The organism is Mesorhizobium sp. WSM4808 (assembly GCF_055811675.1).
The window spans coordinates 269,528-294,215 of record NZ_JBVVQX010000008.1 but is presented as its reverse complement, the minus strand read 5'-3'; the positions used below and the strand labels follow the sequence as shown (position 1 = coordinate 294,215).

The window sequence follows — 24,688 nt, the reverse complement described above, 5'->3', positions numbered from 1 at the left end:
CCGTGATTGAGGAAAGAATTCCCCGCTTGGTCAGGACTGGCTTTTCATAGGCTTTTTTCATAGCTGTTCCTCCCTTTTCACACACCGAAACTGCTTTGGGGCAATTAACTTGTCAAGCTGATGCTAAAATGGCCGCCAGTGACGCACGCCACGCGTCGCGATCGTCGCAGAGAAGACGGAGAATGATCCGGTGCGAACCAGCGGGCGAAGAACTTCGGTCGCGTTGGACGGCAAACGGGCAATCCAGATTGACGGCTGTCCTGTCGAAATTGGTCGACCAAGACTTAGCCGGCCCTCCCAAATCCGGGGAACGATGTTAACGGGAGAGCGCACATGGCCGGGCCCACCTACCGCCGGCATGCAGCGTGAGCAAGTCGTGATCGATCGCAGCGGCAGTCCGTCAACCCGGCGCCGCGAGTCGTGCGCGAGAGCACTGGCTTCCGAGCGTTTCCTCCAGCCGAGCCAGTCGGCGACTGACAACGGATTTGCGACGCCCAGCCGACCCGCCACACGATGCCTGGTCCCTGCGTGATCTCCCGAAGGTCCTGGCTTCGGCTTCTCTGATCTGGCACATCGTCGGACACTCAGCGCGTCTTGCCGGAGCGAAGATGCATCTCGATCTTGTTGATGGCCTTGGTGAGGATATCGACTGCCTGCAGATTCACTGCGAAGTCGAAGTTCCCTTGCGCCGTTTCGAATATCAGAACGCCGACCTTGGTCTCGTCGTCGCTCATCATGCCTGTTCCAATGCCGGTCGGCATATAGGGTGGTTTTTCTGACATTGTTCTCTCCTCGGGTGCGGTGTGGGCTGGTCAGGTTTTTAGCCATCCAGCGTGCGACCTGGAGTGGCCAAGCACGATCGATCGACGTTGGCCGTGTAACCCGTTCACCGCTAATCGAAATGCATCGACTGGCCGCGCATCATCGCCAGGGTCAGTGCGATCCGCAATTCTTCACCGTCTTCGCTGGCTGCAGGATCGAAAACGTGGGCATCGTAGGGGTCCTGGTCAATCTAGATCGTCCAGTCCTTGAGTGCCTTGCGAGCCATTTCTTCCACCTGGGCGAGGTTGCTGGTGAAGAAGGGGATACGGTCGCCATTTTCCGAAAGCGGCTCGACCTGATCCAGCGTCGGCCGCTCGGGCACCCAACCAAGAACGAAGGCAATATCGAAATCGATCTGGCGGTCCGGCCCGGTCGTGGTCTCCACCGGGTGACAACATCGGGATAGAGCTGTTTGCGCGCCGGCCACGTGTCCGGGAGCGCCTCGGCCTGCAATCTCGTTCGGGGCACGTCGATCAGCTCCATGATCTGATGGCCCGGAACTTTATCCTCCGGCCAGCCCGCACAACATGCAGTCGTCGCAGCCTCGTCGGCTTCCATCCAGACCGAAGCAGCCTGGTCCTCGTCCTCGGTTGGCTGGTCGTCTTCCGGGAAGCCCTTGATATCCCAGCCTTCCAACGCGAACAAACCTTCCGCGCCTTGCAAAGCCGTAATGCCGGCGCGCGAGAAGACTGCTTCGGCTGCCGCGATCCCGCGTGCCAGTTCCTCGGGCGTTGCACCTTCAATGTTCAAGCGAAGTTCACGGTTCGCCTCCAGTATCAATCACCAACAGTGAACAAAATAAGAACAAAGGTGTCAATAGACTCCTGATGGTTTGGAAAAATGGTTTTTTTCCAATTGGATAGGGAGATCTGGCAATCGTTTGAGGCTTCGTGCTCAATCCCAACGCAACTGCATTCATGGCCGATGCTACACGCGGACCACCGCGGACGGGGACAGTCGGTCCCGCGTCCCGTCCTGCGGCCGGCGCTATGCTGACGCTCCTACGGCTGTCCTGTTAACCGCCCGCGGCGGGGGCGAATTTCCTCCGTCCCGCGCGCGACAATGTCCGCAATTGCGGACGCGCGCAGGACTGCGGTTTATACGCCGTTTTTCCTTGGGCGCCGCCAGCCGCCGGCGCGAACATCCCAACAGGACAGGTGGCTTCGACGCCTCGTCCTGCTGGCAAACGGTTCTGTCGATGCCACCGGGCGGTCGCCACAAACATTTCTTCCGCAGCGCCACCTCGCCATCCCATTGACTCTTCATTAGGAAGGGAACAAATGAGGAACATTCCGCCACCATGTCGCGTTCAGGGGACAGATGAGTGCATCGACGCCTAACGCTGCTATTTCCGATCTGCGAGATCGCATTGCGCGTCTCGAAGGCGGTAACGCGCGCAAAAGAGCGGTGCTCCCATTCGGTATCTCCTCGATCGACAGTCATCTGCCAGGCGGGGGCGTGGCGCTTGGCGCACTTCATGAAGTTGCCGGCGGCGGCAATGGTGCAATCGATGGCGCTGCCGCGTCGCTTTTTGCTGCAGGCATTGCGGCCAGGACGCAAGGCAAGGTGCTGTGGTGCGTGACGCGCCAGGATCTGTTTGCACCGGCAATCGCACAGGTCGGACTGCATCCCGACCGGGTGATCTATGTCGAAGCCGGTGACGACAAATCCTTGCTCGCCTGCTTCGAGGAAGGCCTGCGGCATGTCGGACTTGGGGCTGTGGTCGCGGAAGTGGCGCGCCTGTCCATGACTGCCTCGCGCCGGTTGCAACTGGCATCGGAAGGCTCCGGCGCGATCGGCATCGCGATCCGCCGCTGGCGCCGCCAGACCGAAGCCGCCGATTTCGGGCAGCCGACGGCGTCCGTCACCCGCTGGCGGGTTTCCGTGCTGCCGTCGCGACCGCTGCCTGTGCCCGGCGTTGGCCGGGCGCGATGGCAACTTGAACTGATCCGGTCTCGTGGAGGGGAAACACTCGATATCGAAGTGGAGGCTTGTGATGCAAAGGGTCGTCTCGCTGTTCCTTCCAAGCTGGTCGACCGACCGGCTCAGAAGGAAATTGGGCGACGTCTCGCCGCCACCGGATAAGCCTTTGGTGCTGGTCGGGCGGCACGGTAATCGTCGCCTGGTGACTGCGGTGGATCGCGCGGCAACAGAAGCGGGCCTGCGCGTCGGAATGCCCGCGACGAAGGCACAGGCCCTCGTCCAGGGGCTGGCGGTCATGGATGCCGAACCTGAAGCAGACGCGCAGGCATTGGATCGGTTGGCCCTGTGGGCTTTGCGGCGGTACGCGCCGATTGTCGCAGCAGATCCTCCCGACGGATTGGTGATGGATACCACGGGCGCCGATCATCTTCATGGCGGTGAACGCTTGATGCTCGCCGATATGGTCGAACGTCTCGGCAAGGTCGGCTTCTCGGCGCGCGCAGCCATAGCGGATAGCTGGGGTGCTGCTCATGCCTTTGCGCGATATGTCAGGCAAGCCGTGAGCGTGGTCGCGGTCAACGCAACCTGCGATGCGATCCTTCCTCTGCCCATCGCAGCATTGCGTTTGCCCGATGAGATCGTCAGCGGTCTGCGGGTTTTGGGCTTCGACAGGGTGGGTGAGCTTCTGCAGCAGCCGCGCGCCCCACTGGCGCTGCGCTTCGGGCCGGAACTCGGCCGCCGGCTTGACCAGGCTGCTGGACGTCTCGCCGAGCCGATAGAGCCAGTGCGGCCGGTCGATGTGGTCGAGGTAAGGCGCGCCTTTGGCGAGCCCATCAGTGCGGCCGAGACAATCGCGCGCTATGTCGGCAAGCTTGTTCAGGCGCTGTGTGTCGGGCTGGAGACCAAAGGGTTCGGCGCCCGGCGGCTTGACCTGCTGCTCTACCGCGTCGACAACCGCGTCGAAGCCATTCGCGTCGGCACGGCCTTGCCTGTCCGTGATGTGAAGCGGCTGACGCGGCTGCTCTGCGACAAGATCGAGACGGTCGATCCGGGCTTCGGCATCGAGCTGATGCGGTTGTCCGCGCCCTTGGCAGAATCACTCGCTCCCAGGCAGACCGTTTCGTCGCTGATCGAGCAACGGGATGCAGACATCTCGGATTTGATCGACACACTCGGCAACCGTGTCGGTGAGGAAAAGCTCTATCGGTTTACCCCGGTTGCCAGCGATGTGCCCGAGCGATCTTTCCGGCGTGTAGCCGCTGCATCGGCTGAGACCGGCGACGCATGGCCAGACCATTGGCCGCGTCCGGCTCGCTTGTTTACCGTGCCGGAGCCGATCGAGGCCATTGCGCTGCTACCGGACCATCCGCCGGCGAGCTTCACCTGGAAAGGCATCCGTCGACGGATCAAGCGCGCCGATGGACCTGAGCGGGTTTTCGGCGAATGGTGGAAGCGCGACGCCGAGCTAACTGCCGTGCGCGACTATTTCCAGGTCGAGGACGAAGCCGGCGAGCGGTTCTGGATTTATCGCGCAGGCGATGGCGAGGATGCCGCAACCGGCTCGCATCGCTGGTTCCTGCACGGCATCTTCGGATGAACGCGTGCTATGTCGAGCTGCAATGCACCTCGCATTTTTCCTTTCTGCGGGGCGCGAGTTCCTGTGAGGAACTGTTCGCGCAAGCAGCCAGCATGGGAATGCCCGCCCTTGCCATCTGTGATCGCAACAGTCTGGCCGGCATTGTCCGCGCCCACGAGGCTGCAAAGGCAACCGGCGTCAGGCTGATCGTCGGCTGCCGGCTGGATCTGGTGGAAGAGATTTCCATCCTGGTCTACCCGACCGATCGCCCGGCCTACTCGCGGCTGTGCCGCTTGCTGTCGCTGGGCAAGAAGCGTGGCGGCAAGGCAAAATGCGTGCTTCATTGGGCTGACGTTGTCGCCTATGGCGAGGGCCTCCTTGCAGTGCTCGTGCCCGACCAGGCAGATGACACATGCCCACTCTGGCGGCGCCGGCTGCGCGACGCATTTGGCGATCGCGCCTATATGGCGCTGACGTTGCGGCGCCGTCCCAACGAGGCGCTGCGGCTGCACGATCTGGCCAATCTTGCCGGACAGGCCAACGTGCCAACGGTTGTCACCAATGATGTCCTGTTCCACGAACCGTCACGGCGCATCCTGCAGGACGTCGTCACCTGCATCCGGCACAATGTGACAATCGATGATGCCGGGTTTCGGCGCGAGCGGCACGCCGACCGCTACCTGAAGCGGCCCGATGAAATGGCACGGCTGTTCAGCCGCTATCCCGAAGCGCTAGCGCGGACGATCGAGATCGCCGAGCGCTGCCGGTTCTCATTGGACGAGCTTGCCTATCAATATCCCGAGGAGCGGATGCTGCCGGGTCTGACACCGCAGCAAGCTCTGGAGAAACTCACCTGGGAGGGCGCGACGGAGCGCTTTCCCGAGGGCGTGCCGGACAAGGTCGTTGGCACGCTCAGGCACGAGTTGCAGCTCATTGAGAAGCTGCAATACGCGCCGTATTTTCTGACGGTCAACTCGATCGTTCGCTTTGCCCGCAGCCAGGGCATTCTCTGCCAGGGCAGGGGATCAGCAGCCAACAGCGCCGTCTGCTATGTGCTCGGCATCACCTCGATCGATCCCGACCGCAATGACCTGCTGTTCGAACGCTTCGTCTCGGAGGAGCGGCGTGAGCCGCCTGACATCGATGTCGACTTCGAGCATGAGCGTCGGGAAATCGTCATGCAATGGGTGTTCGAAACCTATGGCCGCGAACACGCCGCGCTCTGCTCGACGGTCATCCGCTATCGCTCGAAGGGCGCCTTGCGCGATGTCGGCAAGGCGCTTGGACTGCCCGAAGACCTCATCAAGATGCTGTCCTCGCAAGTGTGGGGCTGGTCGGACGAAGGCGTCCAGCCGAAACATGCCGAGGAACTGAACCTCAATCTCGGCGACCGTCGCCTGCGTCTGGCGCTGGACTTGGCCAGGCAGTTGATCGGCGCGCCGCGGCATTTGTCGCAACATCCGGGCGGCTTCGTCCTGACTCGCGACAGGCTCGACGATCTGGTGCCGATCGAGCCAGCCGCGATGAAGGATCGTCAGGTTATCGAATGGGACAAGGACGACATCGACGCGTTGAAGTTCATGAAGGTGGACGTGCTGGCGCTCGGCATGCTGTCCTGCATGAAGCGCGGTTTCGATCTGCTGGCCGAGCACAAGGGCATCACTCTCGATCTCGCGACGATCCCTGCCGAGGATCCACGCACCTATGCAATGATCCGCAAGGCCGACACGCTCGGCACCTTCCAGATCGAATCCCGCGCCCAGATGTCGATGCTGCCGCGCATCAAACCCCGTACTTTCTACGATCTTGTCATCGAGGTTGCGATTGTTCGGCCAGGCCCGATCCAGGGCGACATGGTGCACCCCTATCTGCGCCGGCGCGAAGGCAAGGAAGACGTCGTCTATCCCAAGCCTGAGCTCGAAAAGGTGCTTGGAAAGACGCTGGGCGTGCCGCTATTCCAGGAGCAGGCGATGCGGGTGGCGATTGAATGCGCCGGCTTCACGCCAGGCGAAGCGGATCAACTGCGCCGCGCCATGGCGACCTTCAAGCACACCGGTGGCGTTTCCAGCTTCGGCGCCAAGCTGATCGGCGGCATGGTGAAGAACGGCTACGAGCGCGAGTTCGCCGAAAAGACCTTCAAGCAGCTCGAAGGCTTTGGCAGCTATGGCTTTCCCGAAAGCCATGCCGCCAGCTTCGCCCTGATCGCCTACGCCTCGTCCTGGATGAAATGCCATCACCCCGATGTCTTCTGCGCCGCTCTTCTCAATGCTCAGCCGATGGGCTTCTACGCGCCGGCGCAGATCGTTCGCGATGCACGTGACCATGGTGTCGAGGTGCGCCCTGTCTGCATCAACGCGTCGCGTTGGGATTGCACGCTCGAGCCCACCGCCGATGACGGTCGGTTCGCTGTCCGGCTTGGTCTGCGCATGGTCCGGGGTCTTGCCAACGCCGATGCTGCGACCATCGTCATCGCACGCGCAGACCAGCCCTTTGCGTCGGTGGATGACCTCCGGCACCGTGCCGGTGTTCCTGCTGCCTCTCTGGTTGAACTTGCCCAGGCTGACGCTTTCCAACCATCCCTATTGCTGGCGAGGCGTGAGGCCCTGTGGGCGATCAAGGCACTGCGCGACGAACCGCTGCCACTGTTTGCCGCGGCTTCCGGCCGCGAGCAGCGGACGGTATCGGAGATCCAGGAGCCCCTTGTCGCGCTGCGTGCGATGACCGCCGGCGGCGAAGTGGTCGAGGACTATGGACATGTTGGACTGACCCTGCGCGACCATCCTGTTTCCTTCCTGCGCGCCGACCTGGGGCGCAAGCGCATCGTCTCGTGTCGTGAGGCCATGCAGGCGCGCGACGGACACTGGCTGGAGGCGGCTGGCCTCGTGCTGGTCCGCCAACGACCTGGCTCGGCCAAGGGCGTCATGTTCATCACGATCGAGGATGAGACCGGCATCGCCAATCTGGTGGTGTGGGTCAAGGTCTTCGAAAAATATCGTCGGGTCGTGCTCGGCGCCGGCATGATTGGCGTTTATGGTCGCATCCAAAGGGAAGGCGAGGTGGTCCATCTCGTCGCTCATCGGCTGAGCGATCTCTCAGGCGAGCTGGCCTGCGTCGGCGATCGGCAGTCTGCCTTTCCCCTGCCGCATGGGCGCGGCGACGAATTCCATCATGGCAGCCCGACGCCCGATCCGCGCGGCATGCCGAAGGGGCCGAGGCCCCGGAACATTATCGATCCCCATCTGCACATCGACCAGATCAAGGTGAAGACACGGGATTTCAAATAGCGCGGTGCAAGAACGGGTCTGCCGAACAATGGCTGGGTTCGTCGATACACATGAGCGGATCGCTCAATCGGTGCTTCTGTCATTTTTCAGAAAGGCCTTGAACGCTGCTGCGAGAGCGGCGGGATTTTCTTCGGCGACATGGTGCCCGCTCCTGATTCCGTAGCCCCCCACGTCGTCGGCCCAGTGCTTCCAGATGGCAACCGGATCGCCATAAATCTGTTCCAAATCATCGTCGATTGACCAAAGACAGAGCATCGGACAGCGCACCTTCCTGCCGGCCTCTCGATCTTCGCGGTCGTGGCGATGGTCGATCCTTATGCCAGCGCGGTAGTCTTCGACCATGCCATGGACGATGGCGGGATCGTGGATGAATGAAACCAATTCGTCATAGGCATCGTGTCCCATCTCATCTGGCCGCAAGTCACTATACCATGCCATCGGGTCTGCCAGGATGGCCCGTTCCGGCTTCTCGGGTTGAGCAAAGAAGAACCAGTGGTACCAATCGCGGGCAAAGTTCCAGTCGGCCCGTTCCAGATGCTCGATAACTGGCAACCCATCCACGGCAATCAGCTTTCGCACCAGGTCGGGATGGTCCATCGCCATTCTGAAAGCGACCAGACTTCCACGATCATGCCCGGCGACGAAGAAAGCGTGGTGGCCCAACCTTTCCATCACCTCCACCAGCGCCGAAGCCTTTGCCCGCTTGGACGAGAACCTGCTCTCGGGGTCATCGGCCGGTGCGTAGGAGCGACCGAAGCCCGGAAGGTCGGGGCACACGATCCTGAAATCTGCTGACAGCAAGTCCGCGACCTGGCCCCACGTCATATGCGCGCGAAGATGGCCATGGATCAGAAGCAGAGGCGGCCCAGATCCGCCATGCCGAAGCCTTATCGGCCCGCCCTCGGTTTCCGCCATTTCAAGCGCGAAGTTTTCGAACATCGGCCATCCTCAGGAAACGGGCTGTTGTCGGCTTTAAGAACTCCTTGAGCATGGAATGGTTCGGGGCAAATCGCGACTGCAGATCGTTTCTCCCGGTTAGCTTTCGCTCAGGGTCCATTCTGGACGCGCGAATGGCTACAAGGCGGATCTAACGGAGCAGGCCCTCCTCGTCGAACGCGTCCCAGCCCTTCAACTTAGGCCGGGGAGCGTCATCTCTGGGGTTATTCCCGGAACCGCGAACCTTCTCGCTACCCTTTCCCGCCCGCGTCAGGGCAGCCTTGCCGGCGCCACGTCGCCTGTTCTCCGTAACTTGCTGCGCGTCTTCTTCGCGCCAAAGGCTTGGCAGATCACGATCAAGGATGTCCTCGATGTGCTTGGGATCGAACACGTGGAAGGTGACGGCCTTGGATCGACCGCGCATCTTCACGGTGCGGGTGCCAATGCTTTGCAGCCGTCCGTCTTTCAGCCACTTGTGACGCTCACGCGAAGAAATTGCGAGGATGTCCTCGGCCTCGCGCGGCAGGACCGGGAGTACTTCGATGGTTTCCAGGGTCTTGGCGATCTTGTTCGAGGCGGCCTCGAACTCTTCGGCATCGTCTTCGCGCATCCGCAAGGCTATGCGACCAGTCTCGGCTTTGACGTACTTCCTCACCGCCCATGGCAGGCGGGCACGTATTTCACGCTCGATACCTTTCATGCGCACCGACGAGCCAAGCGTCGCTGATGGCGGAAGTGGCCACTCGGCAATCAGTGACAACGAGGTGCTGACGCTTTGGCGAGAGCCGCGATCCCGAGGGGCCGCAATTGCCGAAGCGATGCCGCCAAGAATCTTCCGTGTTTGCGCAAAACGCACCGGCATCTGAGCTAGTCGCTTCCTTGTCGCACGGTTTCTACCGCCAGCGACCCGGCCGGCAGGGCCTTCAACAGCTCCACCTCGGGTTTCGTGAGGTAGATCCATGCCGCCCAATCGTCCGGGCGCAGAACCACAATCTGGCGATTGTGGATGGGCGCCACGTCCGGGCCGGGTTCCGTCGTCAGCATAGCGAATGTCGGTGGCTTGTTGCCTTCGCCATCGCGCCACAGGCCGGCGATCGCCATGAACGAGGCGCCGTTGAGTGTGAAGCGATGCTTAGCCTTTGGAGACTTCTTTCCGGTGAATTCGAAGAAAGCCGACGCCGGAATAAGGCAGCGCTTGCTGTTGGAGAAGTTCCGTCCTTCCGAGCGGAAGTTGAAGATCGGCCCGCCTTTGGGCCCGGAGGGCGGAAAGGCAAAGGTCATGCGCGTGAGTTCGATCGTGTCGCCGGCGGCGCGCATGATCGGGGCGGGATCACTGATGCGGATGTCATCCGCCTGCGGCAAATCCAGTTCGGTTTGATGGGTGGGAATGTCGAGCGCCAGCAATTGCAGCATCCTGCAATATTCGGCCCAGGCGATATGCTGCTCATAGTCGTTGCACATGGCTGCCCACGCTTTCAGTCAGTTGATGACTTACAACAAATAACGCGGCTTGGCTGCGGCGCCACCATCCGGAGATTTTCCGCTATGCCCGAAATCTCGCGATCTGCTTGAGCATCGCGCGGATTGTCGGTGCTGACATCGCCGTGGCTCACAATGATGCGCTCAAGGTCAGGCTCATCAGACCATCTGCGGAAAGCGGCGCCCAGCGCCTGGCCGTCCTTACCACTTGGCAACACGCGGCATGCTGGGCCGGTCGACGCCAAAGCCAAGCGCACGCGCCATAATGTGGGCACCAATTTGCGACGGTCTTCACCCTACGGGCTTCCATGCCTGACGTGAGATCGGCCACGCCGATGCTACTTCCTGCCGCCGCTGGGTACCGAGACGGGTCGATGAGAGTGAGAGTGCAGACCGGGTTGCCGTGACGGGTTGAAGGTCGGGAGAGAGGCTCCTGGCGCCCGTCGCGGAGAACCGCGATGCCCAGAAACACCGCTAGCGCCCGTTCCGGCAACGACCGGCCAGGCCTCTATACGGAAATCACCGACAAGATCATCGCCGAGTTGGAAGCCGGACGCATTCCATGGGTGCAGCCCTGGGGCACGGCGGCGGCAAAGGCGCCGCTCGCCATGCCGGAAAACGCGTCGACCCACCGTCGCTACTCCGGCATCAACATTCTGATCCTGTGGGGCGCGGTCATCGAGCACGGTTTCACCGGACAGAGCTGGCTGACATTCCGCCAGGCGCTCGGGCTCGGCGGCAACGTCAGGAACGGAGAACATGGCACGACCATCGTCTATGCCGACCGCTTCGTGCCCGACGATGAGCGCAACCGAGCCCGCGAGAGCGGGCACGAAGCACAGCCGGTCCCATTCCTCAAACGCTTCACAGTCTTCAACGCCGATCAATGCGAGAACCTTCCGGAGGACGTCGCCGCCGTCGCACCACCACCTCCGCCGGGCATGATCGAACCGCAAGCAGAGGCGCTGATCCGGGCCACCGGCGCGGATTTTCGGATCGGAGGCAGCCGCGCCTTCTACAGCCCTGCGAGCGACTTCGTGCAGGTCCCGCCGCCAGCCGCCTATTTCGAACCCATCAACTGGCACCGTACCGCGTTCCATGAACTGGGGCATTGGTCGGGTCATTCCTCCCGCCTCGGCCGTGATATGGCCGGTTCCCTCGGCTCGAAATCCTACGCGCGGGAGGAACTGGTGGCTGAGATGGCAGGGGCCTTTGTCTGCGCTTCTCTCGCCATCGTCCCGACGGTTCGGCATGCCGACTACATCGGCTCGTGGCTGGCCGTCCTTCGCGAGGATAATCGCGCCATTGTCCGTGCCGCCAGCGCCGCCTCGAAGGCCGCCGAATTCATCCTCGGCTTCCAGCCTGGCGTGGATCAGCAAGCGGCCGCGGCAGCAGCAGCGAATGACAAACGGGAGGCGGCGTGATGGCCACGCCGAACCGGAGTCGGACCGCGCTTCGCCGGCTTCCCGGTTCGGTGGCAGGAGAGTGAGAGGGGTGCCGGTATTTCATGACGGGTTTGGGTCGAGAGAGAGGCTCTCGGCGTCCGTCGCGGAGAAAACACCATGGCTACTGCCGTTCAAAAGATCACCTTGTCGTCCTCGCGCGACATCCCCTTCAACAAGTTGGTGCTCGCCCAGAGCAACGTCCGGCGCATCAAGGCCGGCGTCTCGATCGAGGATCTGGCGGCTTCGATCGCCCGCCGGGGCCTGATCCAGAGCCTCCATGTTCGTCCCCTGCTCGATGCCGGCGGCGAAGAGACAGGCATATTCGAGGTGCCGGCCGGCGGCCGCCGCTACCGCGCTCTCGAAATGCTCGTGAACCAGAAGCGGCTTGCCAGGACCGCACCCGTTCCTTGTGTGATGGGCACCAACGCTGTCCTGGCGGAGGAAGTTTCGCTGGCCGAGAACATCGATCGCGCCCCACTTCATCCATTGGATGCCTATCGCGCGTTCAAGGACATGCGCGACAAGGGCATGTCGGAGGAGGAGATTGCCGCCGCTTTCTTCATCTCCGTCACCATCGTCAAGCAGCGCCTCAAGCTGACCGCCGTGTCGCCGGCGCTGCTCGATGTCTATGCCGACGCCGGAATGACGATCGCTCAGCTCGAAGCGTTCTCGGTCAGTGACGATCACGCAAGACAGGAGCAAGTGTGGGAGGCGATCAAGAACAGCTGGTCGAAAGAGCCATACCAGATTCGCCGCATGTTGACGGAGAACACTGTCCGCGCTTCCGACAAGCGTTCCGTGTTCGTTGGGCTCGATGCCTATGAGGCAGCTGGCGGCCAGGTGCTGCGGGACCTCTTCCAGTCGGATGACGGCGGATGGCTCCAAGACGCGCTGCTGCTCGACCGTCTTGTCACCGAAAAGCTCCAGCTCATGGCTGATGAAATTGCCAATGAGGGCTGGAAGTGGATCGAAGTCGCGGTGAGCTTTCCCTACGGCGCCGCGAACGGCTTGCGTGAACTCCACGGCACGCCCGTTGACTTGACCGACGAGGAGCAGGCAACGCTCGGGGCGCTGCGTGACGAGTTCGATAAGCTGCAGGCGGAATACGAAGAGGCGGACGAGTTGCCCGATGAGATCGACCAGCGGTTCGGCGAGCTTGAAGCCGCCATTCGTGCGCTGGAGGCGCGCCCAGTCCACTTCGATCCGGAAGACATTGCAAGAGCGGGTGTCTTTCTCAGCGTTGACGCCGATGGATCGCTTCTCGTCGAGCGTGGCTATGTGAAGCCGGAGGACGAAGCTGCCGTTGCGCCCGATGGCGAGAGTGACTTCGGGGCCGAGGGAACCGACGATAGGGCGACGGCGGGGTCGATCCAGCGGGCGGTAATTACCATCGGCGGCCAGCCAGCTCAGGCGCAGGATGATGAGGAGGATGGCATCAAGCCCTTGCCGGATCGCCTGATCATGGAACTGACCGCCGAGCGCACGCTGGCGCTACGCGACAAGCTCGCGAACGATCCGGCGATCGCCTACCTTGCCGTGCTCCACAAGCTCGTGCGCGATGTGTTTTCTCGCTACAGATCACAGGGTGTCGCGATGGAAGTCTCTGTCCGCGGCACGGTTTTCTCGGCCCAATCTGCCGAGCTTCGCGACACGCCTTACGCGCACGCGATCGAAGTCCGCCACGCGGCCTGGGAAACCCGTTTGCCTGGGGGGGTCGACGACCTCTGGGATGCGCTTGCGGCGCTTACTGACGACGAGCGAGCCGCGCTTTTTGCCCATTGTGCATCCTTCGGCGTGAACGCCCTTTATGAAAAGGCCGATCGCTATGGGAACGGCGCTATCTCGGCACATGGCGTGCAGGAGCGTCTCACTGAGGCCGATCACCTGGCCCGGGTAGTCGGCCTCGACATGGTCGATGCCGGTTGGCGGCCGACGGTCGGCAACTATCTCGGGCGCGTCACCAAGGCACGTATTATCGAGGCCGTTCGCGAGGGTGAAGGCGAGAGCGCCGCCCAGCTTATCGACCACCTCAAGAAGGACGACATGGCCAAAGAGGCGGAGCGGCTGCTGGCCGACAGTGGCTGGCTGCCCGAACCGCTGCGGCTCATCGACCTCGATGCCGAGGGCGCGTCAAACGCGGACGAGGCAGACAAAGCGCTGCCCGATTTTCTCGCCGGTGACGACGAAGACAGTCGGGGCGACGAGAAGAGTGAGCAGCAACTCGACGCCGCGGAATAGCCTCGGCTTCGCGGATGATCTGGCTGCCCGGCACTCGCAAGAGCGCCGGGCCTTTTTGTGTGCGGTGGTCAGAGTGAGAGGGCGGCCGCGACGGGTTTGAGCCCGTCCGGTCAGAGAGAGCGCCGGAGGGCTTTCCCGTGTCGCTCTCCGAAGGACCTTCCCGATGAACATTTCGTTCCCGACAGCCACCGCCGACCCCGCCGCGGCAATCCACGCGGCAGCGCTGCTTCTGCTTCCCCATCTCGAACGGGGTCAACGCATCGACATAGCTCTTCTGCGCGGGGCGATGGAAGCGTCGTTTGGAGCGTCCGACGCAAGTGGCGCTTGGGATTGGAAGACCGCCTATGATGCATGCGAGGCAGCAACCGTCCTCTTCCTGCGCAAATACGGAAAATCACTTCTGCGCAAAGCCGGATCTCAGGCTCGCGCCTTGCCGCTTTTTGGCAGGATCGCTGGCCTACTGCCCACGCAGACGCGCCGCTCCGAGGAAAGTCAGGCGTTGCAGCAGTTCTCGACGCCGATCCCGTTGGGCCTCGCGGCTGTTACTGCGGCGGCCATCACCCCCGTCGATCGCGTTCTGGAGCCATCCGCCGGCACCGGTCTGCTCGCCATCCTCGCCGAGATCGCCGGCGGCTCGCTCGTCCTCAACGAACTTGCCGAGATCCGCGCCGGCCTGCTGTCCAGCCTCTTTCCGGCGGGCGCGGTGACCCGGTTCGACGCCGCACAGATCGATGACCATATCGATCCGGCGATCATGCCGACTGTCGTGCTGATGAATCCGCCTTTTTCCGTCCTCGCCAATGTGCAGGGTCGCGTCTCTGACGCAGCTTGTCGCCACATCGCCTCGGCGCTCGCCCGGCTTGCCGACGGTGGTCGCCTGGTCACCATCAGCAGCGCGAATTTCGCACCGGAGGCACCCGCCTGGCGTAACGCTTTCATCCGTCTGCAGGAGCATGGCCGCGTCGTCTTCACGGCGGCTATCGAGGGCTCTGTCTACGCCAGGCATGGCACAACGATCGAGACGCGCCTGACGGTCATCGACAAGCTGCCGGCCAATGATCCTTCTGTCTTTCCGGTCTCTCCCGGTCTTGCCCCGGACGTTGCAACGCTGCTCAGTTGGATAGAAGGACATCTTCCGGCAAGGTTGCCGGTCGCCGACACGGTAAAGGTCGCTCCCCTTGTTGCGATACCGCGCCCCGTGCGCGGCTGTCTCGATCGCTCTATCGCTACGCCTGCTCGGCCGGCGCCTTCCGAACCGGCCGGCGTTGAACTGCTGTATGAAACGATCGACTGGGCACCCGACGAGAGAGTGCGGCTGACTGACGCGATATATGAGCATTACAGGTTGCAAACGATCCGTATTCCAGGCTCCCAAGCGCATCCGACCAGACTCGTCCAATCCACCGCGATGGCGTCCGTCGCGCCGCCAAAGCCCAGCTATCGACCAACGCTTCCCGTCGATATCCTGACGTCACTCTCCGATGCTCAGCTTGAAACCCTGATCCTCGCCGGCGACGCCCATTCGGGCTTTCTCGCCGGGTCATGGACGGTCGACGATACGTTCGATATCGTCAAAGCCGCACCCGAGGACGCGGAAGGGGCGGTGCGCTTCCGACGCGGGTTTTTCATCGGGGACGGCACGGGCGTCGGCAAGGGCCGAGAGTCCGCCAGTATGGTCCTCGACAACTGGCTGCAAGGCCGCCGCAAGGCCGTATGGATCTCCAAGTCGGGCAAGCTGCTTGAGGATGCGCAGCGCGACTGGTCGGCCCTCGGGATGGAGCGCCTGCTGGTCACTCCACTGTCGCGGTTCCCGCAGGGCCGTCCTATCACTCTGGCGGAAGGCATCCTGTTTACAACCTATGCCACGCTGCGTTCCGACGACCGTGGCGAGAAGGTTTCGCGGGTCAAGCAGATCGTCGAATGGTTGGGCACCGATTTCGATGGTGTGGTCATTTTCGACGAGGCGCACGCGATGCAGAACGCCGGCGGCGGCAAGGGAGAACGCGGGGATGTCGCGCCCTCGCAGCAGGGCCGCGCCGGCCTGCGTCTGCAGCACGCACTGCCGAGCGCGCGTGTCATGTATGTCTCCGCGACCGGCGCGACCACGGTCGGCAATCTGGCCTATGCGCAACGGCTCGGCCTGTGGGGTGGCGAAGATTTTCCGTTCTCGACCCGGGCGGAGTTCCTCGAGGCGATAGAGGCGGGTGGCGTGGCAGCCATGGAGGTGCTCGCCCGTGATCTGCGGGCGCTCGGACTTTATACAGCTCGTTCGCTCTCCTTCGACGGCGTCGAGTATGAAGTGCTCGAGCACGAACTGACGCCAGAGCAGCGGCGCATCTACGATGCCTATGCTGGCGCCTTCGCCATCATTCACAACCATCTCGATGCGGCCATGCAGGCGGCGAACATCACGGGCGATAGCGGCACGCTGAACCGCCAGGCGAGGTCAGCCGCGCGCTCGGCCTTCGAGAGCGCCAAGCAGCGCTTCTTTGGTCACCTGCTGACATCGATGAAGACGCCAACGCTGATCCGCTCGATCGAGCAGGATCTCGATGCCGGTCATTGCGCGGTCATCCAGATCGTTTCCACAGGCGAAGCGCTGATGGAGCGGCGGCTGGCAGAGATACCGACGCAGGAATGGAACGATATCCGCGTCGACATCACACCGCGCGAATATGTGCTCGACTACCTCGCCCATTCCTTCCCGGTCCAGCTCTATGAGCCCTTCACGGATTCCGAGGGCAACCTGTCATCCAGGCCGGTCTATCGTGACGGGCAGCCCGTCGAAAGCCGCGAGGCGGTCGCGCGTCGCACGGCGCTGATCGAAAAGCTTGCCAGCCTGCCGCCGGTCCCCGGCGCGCTTGACCAGATCATCCAGCGCTTCGGTACGGAAATGGTGGCGGAGGTGACGGGGCGGTCGCGGCGCATTGTGCGGAAGGGAGACCGATTGATGGTCGAGAGCCGCGCGGCCTCCGCAAATCTTGCCGAGACGCAAGCCTTCATGGATGATGTGAAACGTGTTCTCGTCTTTAGTGATGCCGGCGGGACGGGACGCAGTTACCACGCCGACTTGTCGGCGCGGAACACGCGGTTGCGCGTCCACTATCTGCTCGAGCCCGGTTGGAAGGCGGATACCGCCATTCAGGGTCTTGGCCGCACACACCGGACCAATCAGGCGCAGCCCCCGCTGTTTCGGCCGATCGCGACCAATGTGAAGGCGGAGAAGCGTTTCCTCTCCACCATAGCGCGCCGCCTCGACACCCTGGGCGCGATCACGCGCGGGCAGCGCCAGACCGGTGGGCATGGCCTGTTTCGGCCAGAGGACAATCTGGAATCGCACTATGCGCGCGCTGCCTTGCGCCAGCTCTATCTGCTGGTCGCCCGCGGCAAGGTCGAAGGGTGCTCGTTGCAGCGGTTCGAGGAGATGACCGGCCTGAAGCTGATGGACGATAGCGGCATCAAGGATGAGCTGCCGCCGATCACCACATTCCTCAATCGACTGCTCGCACTCACCATCGACCTGCAGGACATCCTGTTCGCGGTCTTCGAGCAGTTGCTTACCGCCAAGGTGGAAGGCGCCATCGCGGCTGGCGTCTATGACGTCGGGCTGGAAACGATGCAGGCCGAGAGCTTCGTCATCACCGGGCGGCGCACGATCTACACCCATCCGGGCACCGGCGCCGAAACCCAGCTCCTCACCATCGCGCAGCGCCAGCGCAATCGACCCATGTCAGTCGAGGAGGCTGTCGCCCATCTCGCCGAGTCACATGCCGTTCTCCTCATCAACGAACGGTCAGGGCGCGCAGCAGTGAAACTGCCGGCACCCTCGTTCATGCTCGATGACGGTGAGATCGAGCGACGGGTCCGCCTGATCCGGCCAATGGAGCAACATCATGCCTCTTTGCGCATGATGGAGGAGAGCCACTGGGGCAACGCGGATCGCGACGCTTTCGAGGCGGCGTGGAGCGCCGAGGTTGCCGGCATCCCCGCGTTCACCGATTCGACCATCCACATCGTCGCGGGCTTGCTGCTGCCGATCTGGAAACGGCTACCCAACGAATCGAGCCGCGTCTATCGCCTTCAGACCGATGACAGTGAGCGCATCATCGGTCGCAGGGTTTCGGCGGCCTGGGTCGCTGGCGCACTCGCAATCGGTGTGAGCACTTTGACCGCACAGGATGCCTTCTACGCGTTGATGGATGGCCGCACGACCCTCGACCTTGCTGAAGGCCTTCACCTGCGCCGCGTCCGCATCATGGGCGCCAATCGAATCGAGCTTTCGGGCTTCACCGACGCTATGCGCGAGCGGCTCTCGGCGGACGGGCTGTTCCACGAGATCATATCGTGGAAATTGCGCATGTTCGTCCCCATCGACGCGACGGGACCTGCGGTGCTTGCCACGGTTCTTGAGCGCTATCCTGTGCTGCGCGTCAGTGAGAGGGAGGCAGCATGATGTTCCCTCACAATGCTTCCGAACTGGCACACCGTCTTGCCCGACAGGCCGAAGCGGTGTGCCGCCGCTATCTCTCCAATGGCCACCGCGAAGGCCGGTACTGGCTGGTTGGCGATGTTCGCAATTCGCCTGGGCGGTCAATGTTTGTCCGCCTTGAGGGTCCGGATTCGGGTAAAGGCGCGGCAGGCAAGTGGACGGATGCCGCCACCGGCGAGCACGGCGATCTGCTCGACGTCATCGGGGAATATCTTGGCACGGCGGCCTTCAAGGACGTCGCCGATGAGGCGCGCAGCTTTTTGTCCATGCCCCAGCCAACTCCAGATAAGACTGAACGCAGACGACGATCGGCTGCCGCCCCTTGCGGCTCTGCCGAAGCGGCCAGGCGGCTGGTCTCCATGTCGCACGCGATGTCAGGCACGCCCGTCGAGACATACTTGCGCGCACGCGGGATCACAGCCTTGCACGAAACAGCCTCTCTTCGCTTTCATCCGCGCTGCTACTACCGTCCCGACGAATCCGGGCCGACCGAAACCTGGCCCGCAATGATCGCGGCTGTGACCGACCTCAACGGCAAGCTCACCGGCGCCCACCGCACCTGGCTCGATCCGCGCGGCTTCAGCGAAGCCAATCTCGGCCGAGCTTCGATCGACACGCCGAGGCGAGCCATGGGCGAGTTGCTCGGGCACGCGGTCCGCTTCGGCGTCTGTAGTGACGTGATGGCGGCCGGCGAAGGCATCGAGACGATGTTGTCGCAGCGTTCAGCGCTGCCCTCCTTACCAGTCATCGCAGCCCTGTCGGCGGCACATCTGTCAGCCATCCTGTTTCCTGGCACACTGCGGCGGCTTTACATCGCTCGCGACAATGATCCGGCAGGGGATGGGGCAATGGCGACCCTCATCGAGCGCGCCAGCTCGGTCGGGATCGAAGCGATGGCGCTGACACCGCAGCTCGGCGACTTCAACGAGGATCTGCGCCTGCTTGGTCTGGACGCCGTCAGAGCGTCGTTGCGGGTTCAGCTCGCACCCCAGGACGTCCCCCGTTTCATGCCCCTTGCGGCCTGACCGGAAGGAGGGACGTGATGGCGGCAAGTCGCTGTCGGGTGTCATGCGCATATTGCGTTTCTTCGCGTGGACGTGGGCCGGCCCACGGCCTTCCAGAGGGCGATCGGGCAGCAGGCGGCCCGGACCGGCAATGGCCGCGCCCAGCTATTTTCCGGCGGCCCTTTCCACCCCACGCGGCAGGCCGCGCGGGGACCATCGCGAAACAAAATAGCCGGTCTCGCCATCCTCCACTGGCGTTTCGGCCCTGCGCTGGCGCTGCGGGTGCAAGTCCGGACCGCCCGCTGCCTTCGTCGCCATGAAGCCGCGATGGGCGCGGCCGATCCGCCGAAGGAAACAATCATGGGCGACCCGGACGATACCCACTTCGAACCGCAACCCGCATCATCTCCGACCGACCACGTCCTCCAGGAACTCCAGCTCTACGGCTACCGTCGTTTCGAAGACGAACCCGATCCGCGTCCGCTTCCCGAGGCCCAGGTCATCGCAGCCAGCACCGCCGACATCTTCGATGCCCTCGTCGTGGCGATGGCCGACACGCGCCTCGAACCCGATCTTGAGGAGTTGCTTTGGGGTACGGTCAACCTCTTCCATCGCGCATGCAGCCGAATCGAGCGCGAACTCGACGAAAACGAGGTCTCGCAGCAGCGCCTGCAGCGCGAACAGGACGGGTCAGAGGTCAAGTCCGTTGAACTCGAACGGCTCACCGCCCAAGGTCAGACGCTGCTCGAACGCCGCGGTGCCTTCGAACTGATGCGCGATCAGGCCGCCGAGCACTTCGAGCGTCACACGCATTCGATCTGGCGACCGCGTTCAGGCTCGGTCGTCAACCATCGCAATCTCACCGCGGCAATGATTGACAGCCGCGATTTCCTTGCCGCCAGGAAGTACGCCGATAGCCACGCACTTCTTCCTGCCGGGCCAAAGGTCGCGTTCACCGGCGGGCTCGACTTCAATGACCATCGCCTGATCTGGGCCAAGCTTGACCAGGTCCATGCCAAGCACCCGGACATGGTTCTTCTTCATGGTGGTTCACCGAAGGGAGCCGAGTTGATCGCGGCAAAATGGGCTCACCATCGCAAGGTGCCGCAGATTGCCTTCAAGCCCGACTGGACCAGGCACGCCAAGGCCGCTCCCTTCAAGCGCAACGATGTAATGCTCGAGGCACTGCCGATCGGCGTCATTCACTTTCCTGGCACGGGCATTCAGGACAACCTCGCCGACAAGGCCCGCCAGCTTGGCATCCCGGTCATGAAGTTCGGCGCCGCATGACGGCCACACAATGCCATGCTCGTCGGCGGAGTTCGTCCCAAGCGGCGTCTGACCCAGCGACTCCTGGCGGGTTTGCGATGAAGGCGCAGGCAGGGTGTCAAGCTCGAGGATTCATCGGCTTCTGAAATCGGAAGCACGACCCATCACTGCGTTATCGGCGCAATTCCTTGATCCGGTCCGAGGCCCTGATGCCATCAACCCATGAAGGGTCGGACAACGCGAAGCGTGCCGCCGTTTCGGCTTCGCCTCAACGGAGATTGCGGCCCTCGGCCGGACGCATCGGGCGCCTGTCACGCGGGGATGGTCCCCGCTTCCAACAGGAGCCGGAAAGATGTCCCTCGCAGAAGCAAACGCTTTCGCCTTCAGCCTCGCCACCAGCATGATGGTCAGCATCCTCATTTTCCGAGCCGGGGACGGAACGGTCGCCGTCGTACCGGCAGATGAGTATGACGGAGACGCTTGCGATATTGTCGCGGAAATGGACCCCTACGCCGAATGAACCGACGCCGGATTTGTCGGCGAGCAGCGAGGCGCGTCGAGATCGGGCGCGCCTCGTACTGATTGTGCTGTGGCGACTGCACCGACGCTCAAGGGTACGGCGTCGCGAGACCGAGCCGGAAATCCCGAACGCGCTATGTCAGTCGTGCCCGGGTCGTGCGCGGCGTCGCCAGGAGAAGGCTGGTTTCGCTGCCGGTTATGCCAGCTATGAGGCGTATCCGGCGCAGCACCGCGTCAAAATCGGTCAGCGAGGCCGTACCGAGTTCGACCACCAGGTCCCAGCGGCCATTGGTGGTGTGAATGGTCGAGACCTCGGCCAGACCGCCGAGCGCGCGGACCACGCGGTCGGCGGCATGGCCTTCGATCTCGATCATCATCACGCCGCGTATTCTCTGGTCGACGGCGTCGGCGCGCAGCACCACGGTGTAACCGATGATCTCGCCGGATTTTTCCAGCTTCTCCATCCGCGCCCTGACCGTCGCGCGCGACACGCCGAGATCGACCGCGAGATCTGAGATGCTGCGCCGGGCGTCGTGCCTGAGCAGCGTGACCAGCCTTTCATCGAGAGCATCCATGATTGTTCCATTTCGATCAAAGTGGTTGCTCAACATGATAGAGTAGTCTTCTCGAAATGCCAATTTTCCCTGTTCAAACCGCCGCAGCATGATGATTCATTCCTTCGATCAATCGTAAGGGCAAAAGAAATGCGCTGCAGGATCGTTGGCGCGCCGGTGCAGGACGGCGCGGGCAGGATGGGATGCGAGATGGGGCCGAGCGCGCTGCGCACGGCAGGGCTTGTCTCGGTGCTGTCGGAACTCGGCCATGAGGTCGAGGACTGGGGCGCGGTGCAGCCGGCTGCGGCGCGCCCTGTCGTCCACGGCAATCTCGCGCTGAAAGCCCTGCCGGAGATTTCCGCCTGGACGGCAGCGATCGCCGAGACCGCCTATGCGGCTTCGAAAGACGCCATGCCGATCTTCCTGGGCGGCGACCACGCAATATCGGCCGGCACGGTGTCGGGCATAGCGCGCCGGGCCGCCGAGCGCGGCCGGCCGCTCTTCGTGCTGTGGCTCGACGCCCATCCCGATTTCCACTCGCTCGACACAACCGTCAGCGGCAATCTGCACGGCGTGCCGCTTGCCTATGCCAGCGGTCGGCCGGGTTTCAACGGCTATTTACCGGACCTGCCCGTCGCCGTCGATCCGGCCCGCATCTGCGTGATGGGCTTGCGCAGCGTCGATCCGGCCGAGCGCCGGGCGCTGAACGAAGCCGGCGTGACCGTGCATGACATGCGCACCATCGACGAGCACGGCATCGCGCCCTTGCTGCGCGCCTTCCTCGCCCTTGTCGAAGAGGCCACCGGCCTGCTGCATGTCAGCCTCGACGTCGATTTCCTCGACCCCTCGATCGCACCAGCCGTCGGCACCACCGTGCCCGGCGGCGCAACCTTCCGCGAGGCGCACCTGGTGATGGAGATGCTGTCCGACAGCGGGCTGGTCTCCAGCCTCGACCTGGTCGAGCTCAACCCGTTCCTCGACGAGCGCGGCCGCACCGCCACGCTGATGGTCGACCTGGCCGCCAGCCTGATGGGCCGGCGCATAATGGACCGCCCCACCCGCAGCCATTCCGGAAGCATTGCATGACCCAGCCATCGCGCCTTGCCATCGTTCCCTTCGTCAGCGTCGACCGCATGATGAAGCTGGTGCTGACCATCGGCGTCGAGCGGTTCCTGACCGAACTCGCCGCCTATATCGAGGAGGATTTCCGTCGCTGGGAACTGTTCGACAAGACGCCGCGCATCGCCTCGCACAGCCATGACGGCGTCATCGAGCTGATGCCGACCAGCGACGGCCGCTTCTACGGCTTCAAATACGTCAACGGCCACCCGAAGAACATGCGCGAGGGCCGCCAGACCGTCACCGCCTTCGGCGTGCTCGCCGATGTCGGCTCCGGCTATCCGATGCTGCTCACCGAAATGACGATCCTGACGGCGCTGCGCACCGCGGCCACCTCCGCTGTCGCCGCCAAATACCTGGCGCCCAAGGGTTCGCGCTCCATGGCCATTATTGGCAATGGCGCCCAGTCCGAATTCCAGGCCGTCGCCTTCAAGGCGCTGCTCGGCGTCGACCGGCTGCGGCTCTACGACATCGATCGGTCAGCTTCCGAGAAATGCGCCCGCAACCTCGCCGGCAAGGGTTTTGACATCACCATCTGCACGACGGGCCAGGATGCTGTCGAAGGCGTCGACATCATCACCACAGTGACCGCCGACAAGCAGTGCGCCACCATCCTGACCGACAACATGGTCGGCTCCGGCGTGCACATCAACGCGGTCGGCGGCGACTGCCCCGGGAAAACCGAGCTGCACCGCGACATCCTGCTGCGCTCCGACATCTTCGTCGAATTTCCACCGCAGACGCGCATCGAGGGCGAGATCCAGCAGCTCGACGCCGACCATCCGGTGACAGAGCTGTGGCAGGTGATGACCGGCCAGGCAGAGGGCCGCAGGACTGCGGAGCAGATCACGCTGTTCGATTCCGTCGGCTTCGCGACGGAAGATTTCTCCGCACTCCGCTATGTCCGCGACCAGCTCCAGGCCACCGGCCTCTATGAGGAGCTCGACCTGCTCGCCGATCCCGACGAGCCGCGCGACCTCTTCGGCATGCTGATTAGGGCAGCACTGCAGCCGGCTGCCTGAAGAAAGGCAGCGTCCTTTAAATGAGATAGGCGCTCAAGCGTGGTCCCATGGCCTCGGCGTCTTTCCAACTCGAGGACACCGCCAGACAGGACACCGATAACCCCACGGCCATCATCGCCAAGGCGGCAAAGTCGAGCGGTGGTGCGCGATTGAGTTTGATATCAGAGCTCCGGCTTGATTGGAGGCTTGCCTACCGCCGAGGTGAGCGGAGCACACCTGAAGTCAATCAAACGCATGGCACGTCAGTCCATCGCGAGTTCGGGAATGCGACAATGCGTGCCAGAGGCTGAGCAGGATTTCGTTCGATTGTGAAACATCGTCGGACAAGAAGGGCTGCGGGTTGCCGCGTTCTCCTTCATCCATTCCTGTCGTGACGAGCACACCGAAGCGGTCTCATCGATGGGTGTTTCTGGTCTGAAGGTCGGCTTCGCCTCGATCGCCTGTGACGCAACGGCGCTTCGCGACTTTCTTCCCCTGTCGGCTGCGCCGTCATTCCTAGCGGCACAACAAAGTCGCTCCAGCGCCATCCTCCGCTTCGCTTCGGCCCATGGGTGCGCCCTCGATCGCCTCCGACCTCTCGACCACCATCGAGACCGCAATGGTGCGGCTCGAAACAATCAGGATCAAGGAGAACTATCATGGCTACCATCGGCACCTTCAAGAAGTCCGGCAACGAAGGATTCACCGGTGAAATCGTCACCCTCAGCGTCCAGGCCAAGAACGTGCGCATCGTCCCAGACACACGCGCCACTGGCGAAAACGCTCCCAGCCATCGGGTGCTGGTCGGCCGCGCCGAGATCGGCGCCGCCTGGTCCAAGCGCTCCAACGAGGGCCGCGACTATCTCGGTCTCAAGCTCGACGATCCGAGCTTCAACGCCCCGATCTACGCCAACCTCTTCGACGACGAGGAAGGAGAGGGCTTCTCGCTCATCTGGTCCCGCCCGAATGCGCGGCGGGGTGACTGAGGACCCGCGAAGGCCCCGGCCAGAAGGCCGGGGCCTTCTTTCGC

At 63.0% G+C, this 24,688-nt stretch carries 19 protein-coding genes; 12 read left to right on the top strand and 7 right to left on the bottom strand.

What is annotated here, in order from left to right; translation table 11 throughout:
* Positions 1–584 precede the first annotated feature (584 nt).
* The gene (locus AC0L2U_RS17200; protein ID WP_127266529.1) at positions 585–782 is read right to left on the bottom strand and encodes a hypothetical protein; all 198 of its coding nucleotides are present in this window, start codon (positions 780–782) and stop codon (positions 585–587) included.
* Between the two features lie 230 nt (positions 783–1,012).
* Positions 1,013–1,207, bottom strand: coding sequence for a hypothetical protein (locus AC0L2U_RS17195; protein WP_245481798.1), 195 nt, complete (start codon positions 1,205–1,207; stop codon positions 1,013–1,015).
* A 935-nt stretch (positions 1,208–2,142) separates the two neighbouring features.
* Between AC0L2U_RS17195 and AC0L2U_RS17190 the strand changes: the two genes are divergently transcribed.
* Genes AC0L2U_RS17190 through AC0L2U_RS17180 form a run of 3 tightly spaced genes read left to right on the top strand, consistent with a single transcriptional unit; the run spans position 2,143 to position 7,605 of the window.
* Positions 2,143–2,907 carry an ImuA family protein gene (locus AC0L2U_RS17190; protein ID WP_127807866.1) on the top strand — a complete coding sequence of 255 codons (765 nt, stop codon included), beginning with the start codon at positions 2,143–2,145 and terminating at the stop codon, positions 2,905–2,907.
* Positions 2,819–4,342, top strand: coding sequence for a Y-family DNA polymerase (locus AC0L2U_RS17185; protein WP_127395389.1), 1,524 nt, complete (start codon positions 2,819–2,821; stop codon positions 4,340–4,342). Before AC0L2U_RS17190 ends, AC0L2U_RS17185 begins: the two co-directional genes overlap by 89 nt.
* Positions 4,339–7,605, top strand: a complete 3,267-nt coding sequence (locus AC0L2U_RS17180; RefSeq protein ID WP_473602306.1) for an error-prone DNA polymerase — start codon at positions 4,339–4,341, stop codon at positions 7,603–7,605. The genes AC0L2U_RS17185 and AC0L2U_RS17180 overlap by 4 nt, the downstream gene beginning before the upstream one ends.
* A gap of 63 nt (positions 7,606–7,668) precedes the next feature.
* Here AC0L2U_RS17180 and AC0L2U_RS17175 read toward each other — a convergent pair whose 3' ends face one another.
* The 3 genes from AC0L2U_RS17175 to AC0L2U_RS17165 all read right to left on the bottom strand — a co-directional run bounded on the left by AC0L2U_RS17175 (position 7,669) and on the right by AC0L2U_RS17165 (position 10,002).
* Positions 7,669–8,544: an alpha/beta fold hydrolase gene (locus AC0L2U_RS17175; protein WP_473602305.1), complete on the bottom strand. Its 876-nt coding sequence runs from the start codon at positions 8,542–8,544 to the stop codon at positions 7,669–7,671.
* Between the two features lie 148 nt (positions 8,545–8,692).
* The gene (locus AC0L2U_RS17170) at positions 8,693–9,403 is read right to left on the bottom strand and encodes a hypothetical protein (protein WP_473602303.1); all 711 of its coding nucleotides are present in this window, start codon (positions 9,401–9,403) and stop codon (positions 8,693–8,695) included.
* A 5-nt stretch (positions 9,404–9,408) separates the two neighbouring features.
* On the bottom strand, positions 9,409–10,002 hold the full coding sequence (locus tag AC0L2U_RS17165) for an SOS response-associated peptidase (protein ID WP_473602302.1): 594 nt from the start codon (positions 10,000–10,002) through the stop codon (positions 9,409–9,411).
* A 476-nt stretch (positions 10,003–10,478) separates the two neighbouring features.
* Here AC0L2U_RS17165 and AC0L2U_RS17160 point away from each other — a divergent pair, with 476 nt between their 5' ends.
* Positions 10,479–11,444, top strand: a complete 966-nt coding sequence (locus AC0L2U_RS17160; RefSeq protein WP_473602300.1) for an ArdC family protein — start codon at positions 10,479–10,481, stop codon at positions 11,442–11,444.
* An 81-nt stretch (positions 11,445–11,525) separates the two neighbouring features.
* Here the strand turns inward: AC0L2U_RS17160 and AC0L2U_RS17155 are convergent, their stop codons facing one another.
* Complete coding sequence (locus AC0L2U_RS17155; RefSeq protein ID WP_245486552.1) at positions 11,526–11,744, bottom strand: hypothetical protein; 219 nt, start codon at positions 11,742–11,744, stop codon at positions 11,526–11,528.
* Here AC0L2U_RS17155 and AC0L2U_RS17150 point away from each other — a divergent pair.
* From AC0L2U_RS17150 to AC0L2U_RS17130, 5 genes are all read left to right on the top strand, one after another.
* Positions 11,643–13,703, top strand: coding sequence for a ParB/RepB/Spo0J family partition protein (locus AC0L2U_RS17150; RefSeq protein WP_473602314.1), 2,061 nt, complete (start codon positions 11,643–11,645; stop codon positions 13,701–13,703). The two genes, AC0L2U_RS17155 and AC0L2U_RS17150, sit on opposite strands and share 102 nt — an antisense overlap.
* 163 nt (positions 13,704–13,866) lie before the next feature.
* Complete coding sequence (locus AC0L2U_RS17145; RefSeq protein WP_473602299.1) at positions 13,867–18,156, top strand: strawberry notch-like NTP hydrolase domain-containing protein; 4,290 nt, start codon at positions 13,867–13,869, stop codon at positions 18,154–18,156.
* The gene (locus tag AC0L2U_RS17140; RefSeq protein WP_473602298.1) at positions 18,156–19,217 is read left to right on the top strand and encodes a DUF7146 domain-containing protein; all 1,062 of its coding nucleotides are present in this window, start codon (positions 18,156–18,158) and stop codon (positions 19,215–19,217) included. The genes AC0L2U_RS17145 and AC0L2U_RS17140 overlap by 1 nt, the downstream gene beginning before the upstream one ends.
* A gap of 339 nt (positions 19,218–19,556) precedes the next feature.
* Entirely contained in the window at positions 19,557–20,486 is a 930-nt protein-coding gene (locus AC0L2U_RS17135; protein ID WP_473602313.1) for a DUF2493 domain-containing protein, read from the top strand.
* 331 nt (positions 20,487–20,817) lie between these two features.
* On the top strand, positions 20,818–20,985 hold the full coding sequence (locus AC0L2U_RS17130) for a hypothetical protein (protein ID WP_473602296.1): 168 nt from the start codon (positions 20,818–20,820) through the stop codon (positions 20,983–20,985).
* A 133-nt stretch (positions 20,986–21,118) separates the two neighbouring features.
* On the opposite strand, the gene AC0L2U_RS17125 is transcribed toward AC0L2U_RS17130, so the two are convergent.
* Positions 21,119–21,559 carry an Lrp/AsnC family transcriptional regulator gene (locus tag AC0L2U_RS17125; RefSeq protein WP_127327909.1) on the bottom strand — a complete coding sequence of 147 codons (441 nt, stop codon included), beginning with the start codon at positions 21,557–21,559 and terminating at the stop codon, positions 21,119–21,121.
* A 129-nt stretch (positions 21,560–21,688) separates the two neighbouring features.
* On the opposite strand from AC0L2U_RS17125, the gene rocF reads away from it, so the two are divergent.
* The 3 genes from rocF (at position 21,689) to AC0L2U_RS17110 (ending at position 24,644) form a co-directional block, all read left to right on the top strand.
* Positions 21,689–22,624, top strand: a complete 936-nt coding sequence (gene rocF, locus AC0L2U_RS17120) for an arginase (RefSeq protein WP_473602295.1) — start codon at positions 21,689–21,691, stop codon at positions 22,622–22,624.
* Positions 22,621–23,679: an ornithine cyclodeaminase gene (locus AC0L2U_RS17115; protein WP_473602294.1), complete on the top strand. Its 1,059-nt coding sequence runs from the start codon at positions 22,621–22,623 to the stop codon at positions 23,677–23,679. The genes rocF and AC0L2U_RS17115 overlap by 4 nt, the downstream gene beginning before the upstream one ends.
* A 638-nt stretch (positions 23,680–24,317) precedes the next feature.
* Positions 24,318–24,644 carry a DUF736 domain-containing protein gene (locus AC0L2U_RS17110; protein ID WP_473602293.1) on the top strand — a complete coding sequence of 109 codons (327 nt, stop codon included), beginning with the start codon at positions 24,318–24,320 and terminating at the stop codon, positions 24,642–24,644.
* Positions 24,645–24,688: the final 44 nt, after the last annotated feature.

Bases quoted from the DNA above. Each gene is read 5' to 3' on its own strand.
- rocF (WP_473602295.1), top strand. From the start codon at position 21,689: ATGCGCTGCAGGATCGTTGGCGCGCCGGTGCAGGACGGCGCGGGCAGG.
- AC0L2U_RS17185 (WP_127395389.1), top strand. From the start codon at position 2,819: ATGCAAAGGGTCGTCTCGCTGTTCCTTCCAAGCTGGTCGACCGACCGG.
- AC0L2U_RS17140 (WP_473602298.1), top strand. From the start codon at position 18,156: ATGTTCCCTCACAATGCTTCCGAACTGGCACACCGTCTTGCCCGACAG.
- AC0L2U_RS17125 (WP_127327909.1), bottom strand. From the start codon at position 21,559: ATGGATGCTCTCGATGAAAGGCTGGTCACGCTGCTCAGGCACGACGCC.
- AC0L2U_RS17160 (WP_473602300.1), top strand. From the start codon at position 10,479: ATGCCCAGAAACACCGCTAGCGCCCGTTCCGGCAACGACCGGCCAGGC.
- AC0L2U_RS17145 (WP_473602299.1), top strand. From the start codon at position 13,867: ATGAACATTTCGTTCCCGACAGCCACCGCCGACCCCGCCGCGGCAATC.
- AC0L2U_RS17200 (WP_127266529.1), bottom strand. From the start codon at position 782: ATGTCAGAAAAACCACCCTATATGCCGACCGGCATTGGAACAGGCATG.
- AC0L2U_RS17175 (WP_473602305.1), bottom strand. From the start codon at position 8,544: ATGTTCGAAAACTTCGCGCTTGAAATGGCGGAAACCGAGGGCGGGCCG.
- AC0L2U_RS17115 (WP_473602294.1), top strand. From the start codon at position 22,621: ATGACCCAGCCATCGCGCCTTGCCATCGTTCCCTTCGTCAGCGTCGAC.
- AC0L2U_RS17180 (WP_473602306.1), top strand. From the start codon at position 4,339: ATGAACGCGTGCTATGTCGAGCTGCAATGCACCTCGCATTTTTCCTTT.
- AC0L2U_RS17135 (WP_473602313.1), top strand. From the start codon at position 19,557: ATGGGCGACCCGGACGATACCCACTTCGAACCGCAACCCGCATCATCT.
- AC0L2U_RS17155 (WP_245486552.1), bottom strand. From the start codon at position 11,744: ATGGAGGCTCTGGATCAGGCCCCGGCGGGCGATCGAAGCCGCCAGATC.
- AC0L2U_RS17190 (WP_127807866.1), top strand. From the start codon at position 2,143: ATGAGTGCATCGACGCCTAACGCTGCTATTTCCGATCTGCGAGATCGC.
- AC0L2U_RS17110 (WP_473602293.1), top strand. From the start codon at position 24,318: ATGGCTACCATCGGCACCTTCAAGAAGTCCGGCAACGAAGGATTCACC.
- AC0L2U_RS17170 (WP_473602303.1), bottom strand. From the start codon at position 9,403: ATGCCGGTGCGTTTTGCGCAAACACGGAAGATTCTTGGCGGCATCGCT.
- AC0L2U_RS17130 (WP_473602296.1), top strand. From the start codon at position 20,818: ATGTCCCTCGCAGAAGCAAACGCTTTCGCCTTCAGCCTCGCCACCAGC.
- AC0L2U_RS17165 (WP_473602302.1), bottom strand. From the start codon at position 10,002: ATGTGCAACGACTATGAGCAGCATATCGCCTGGGCCGAATATTGCAGG.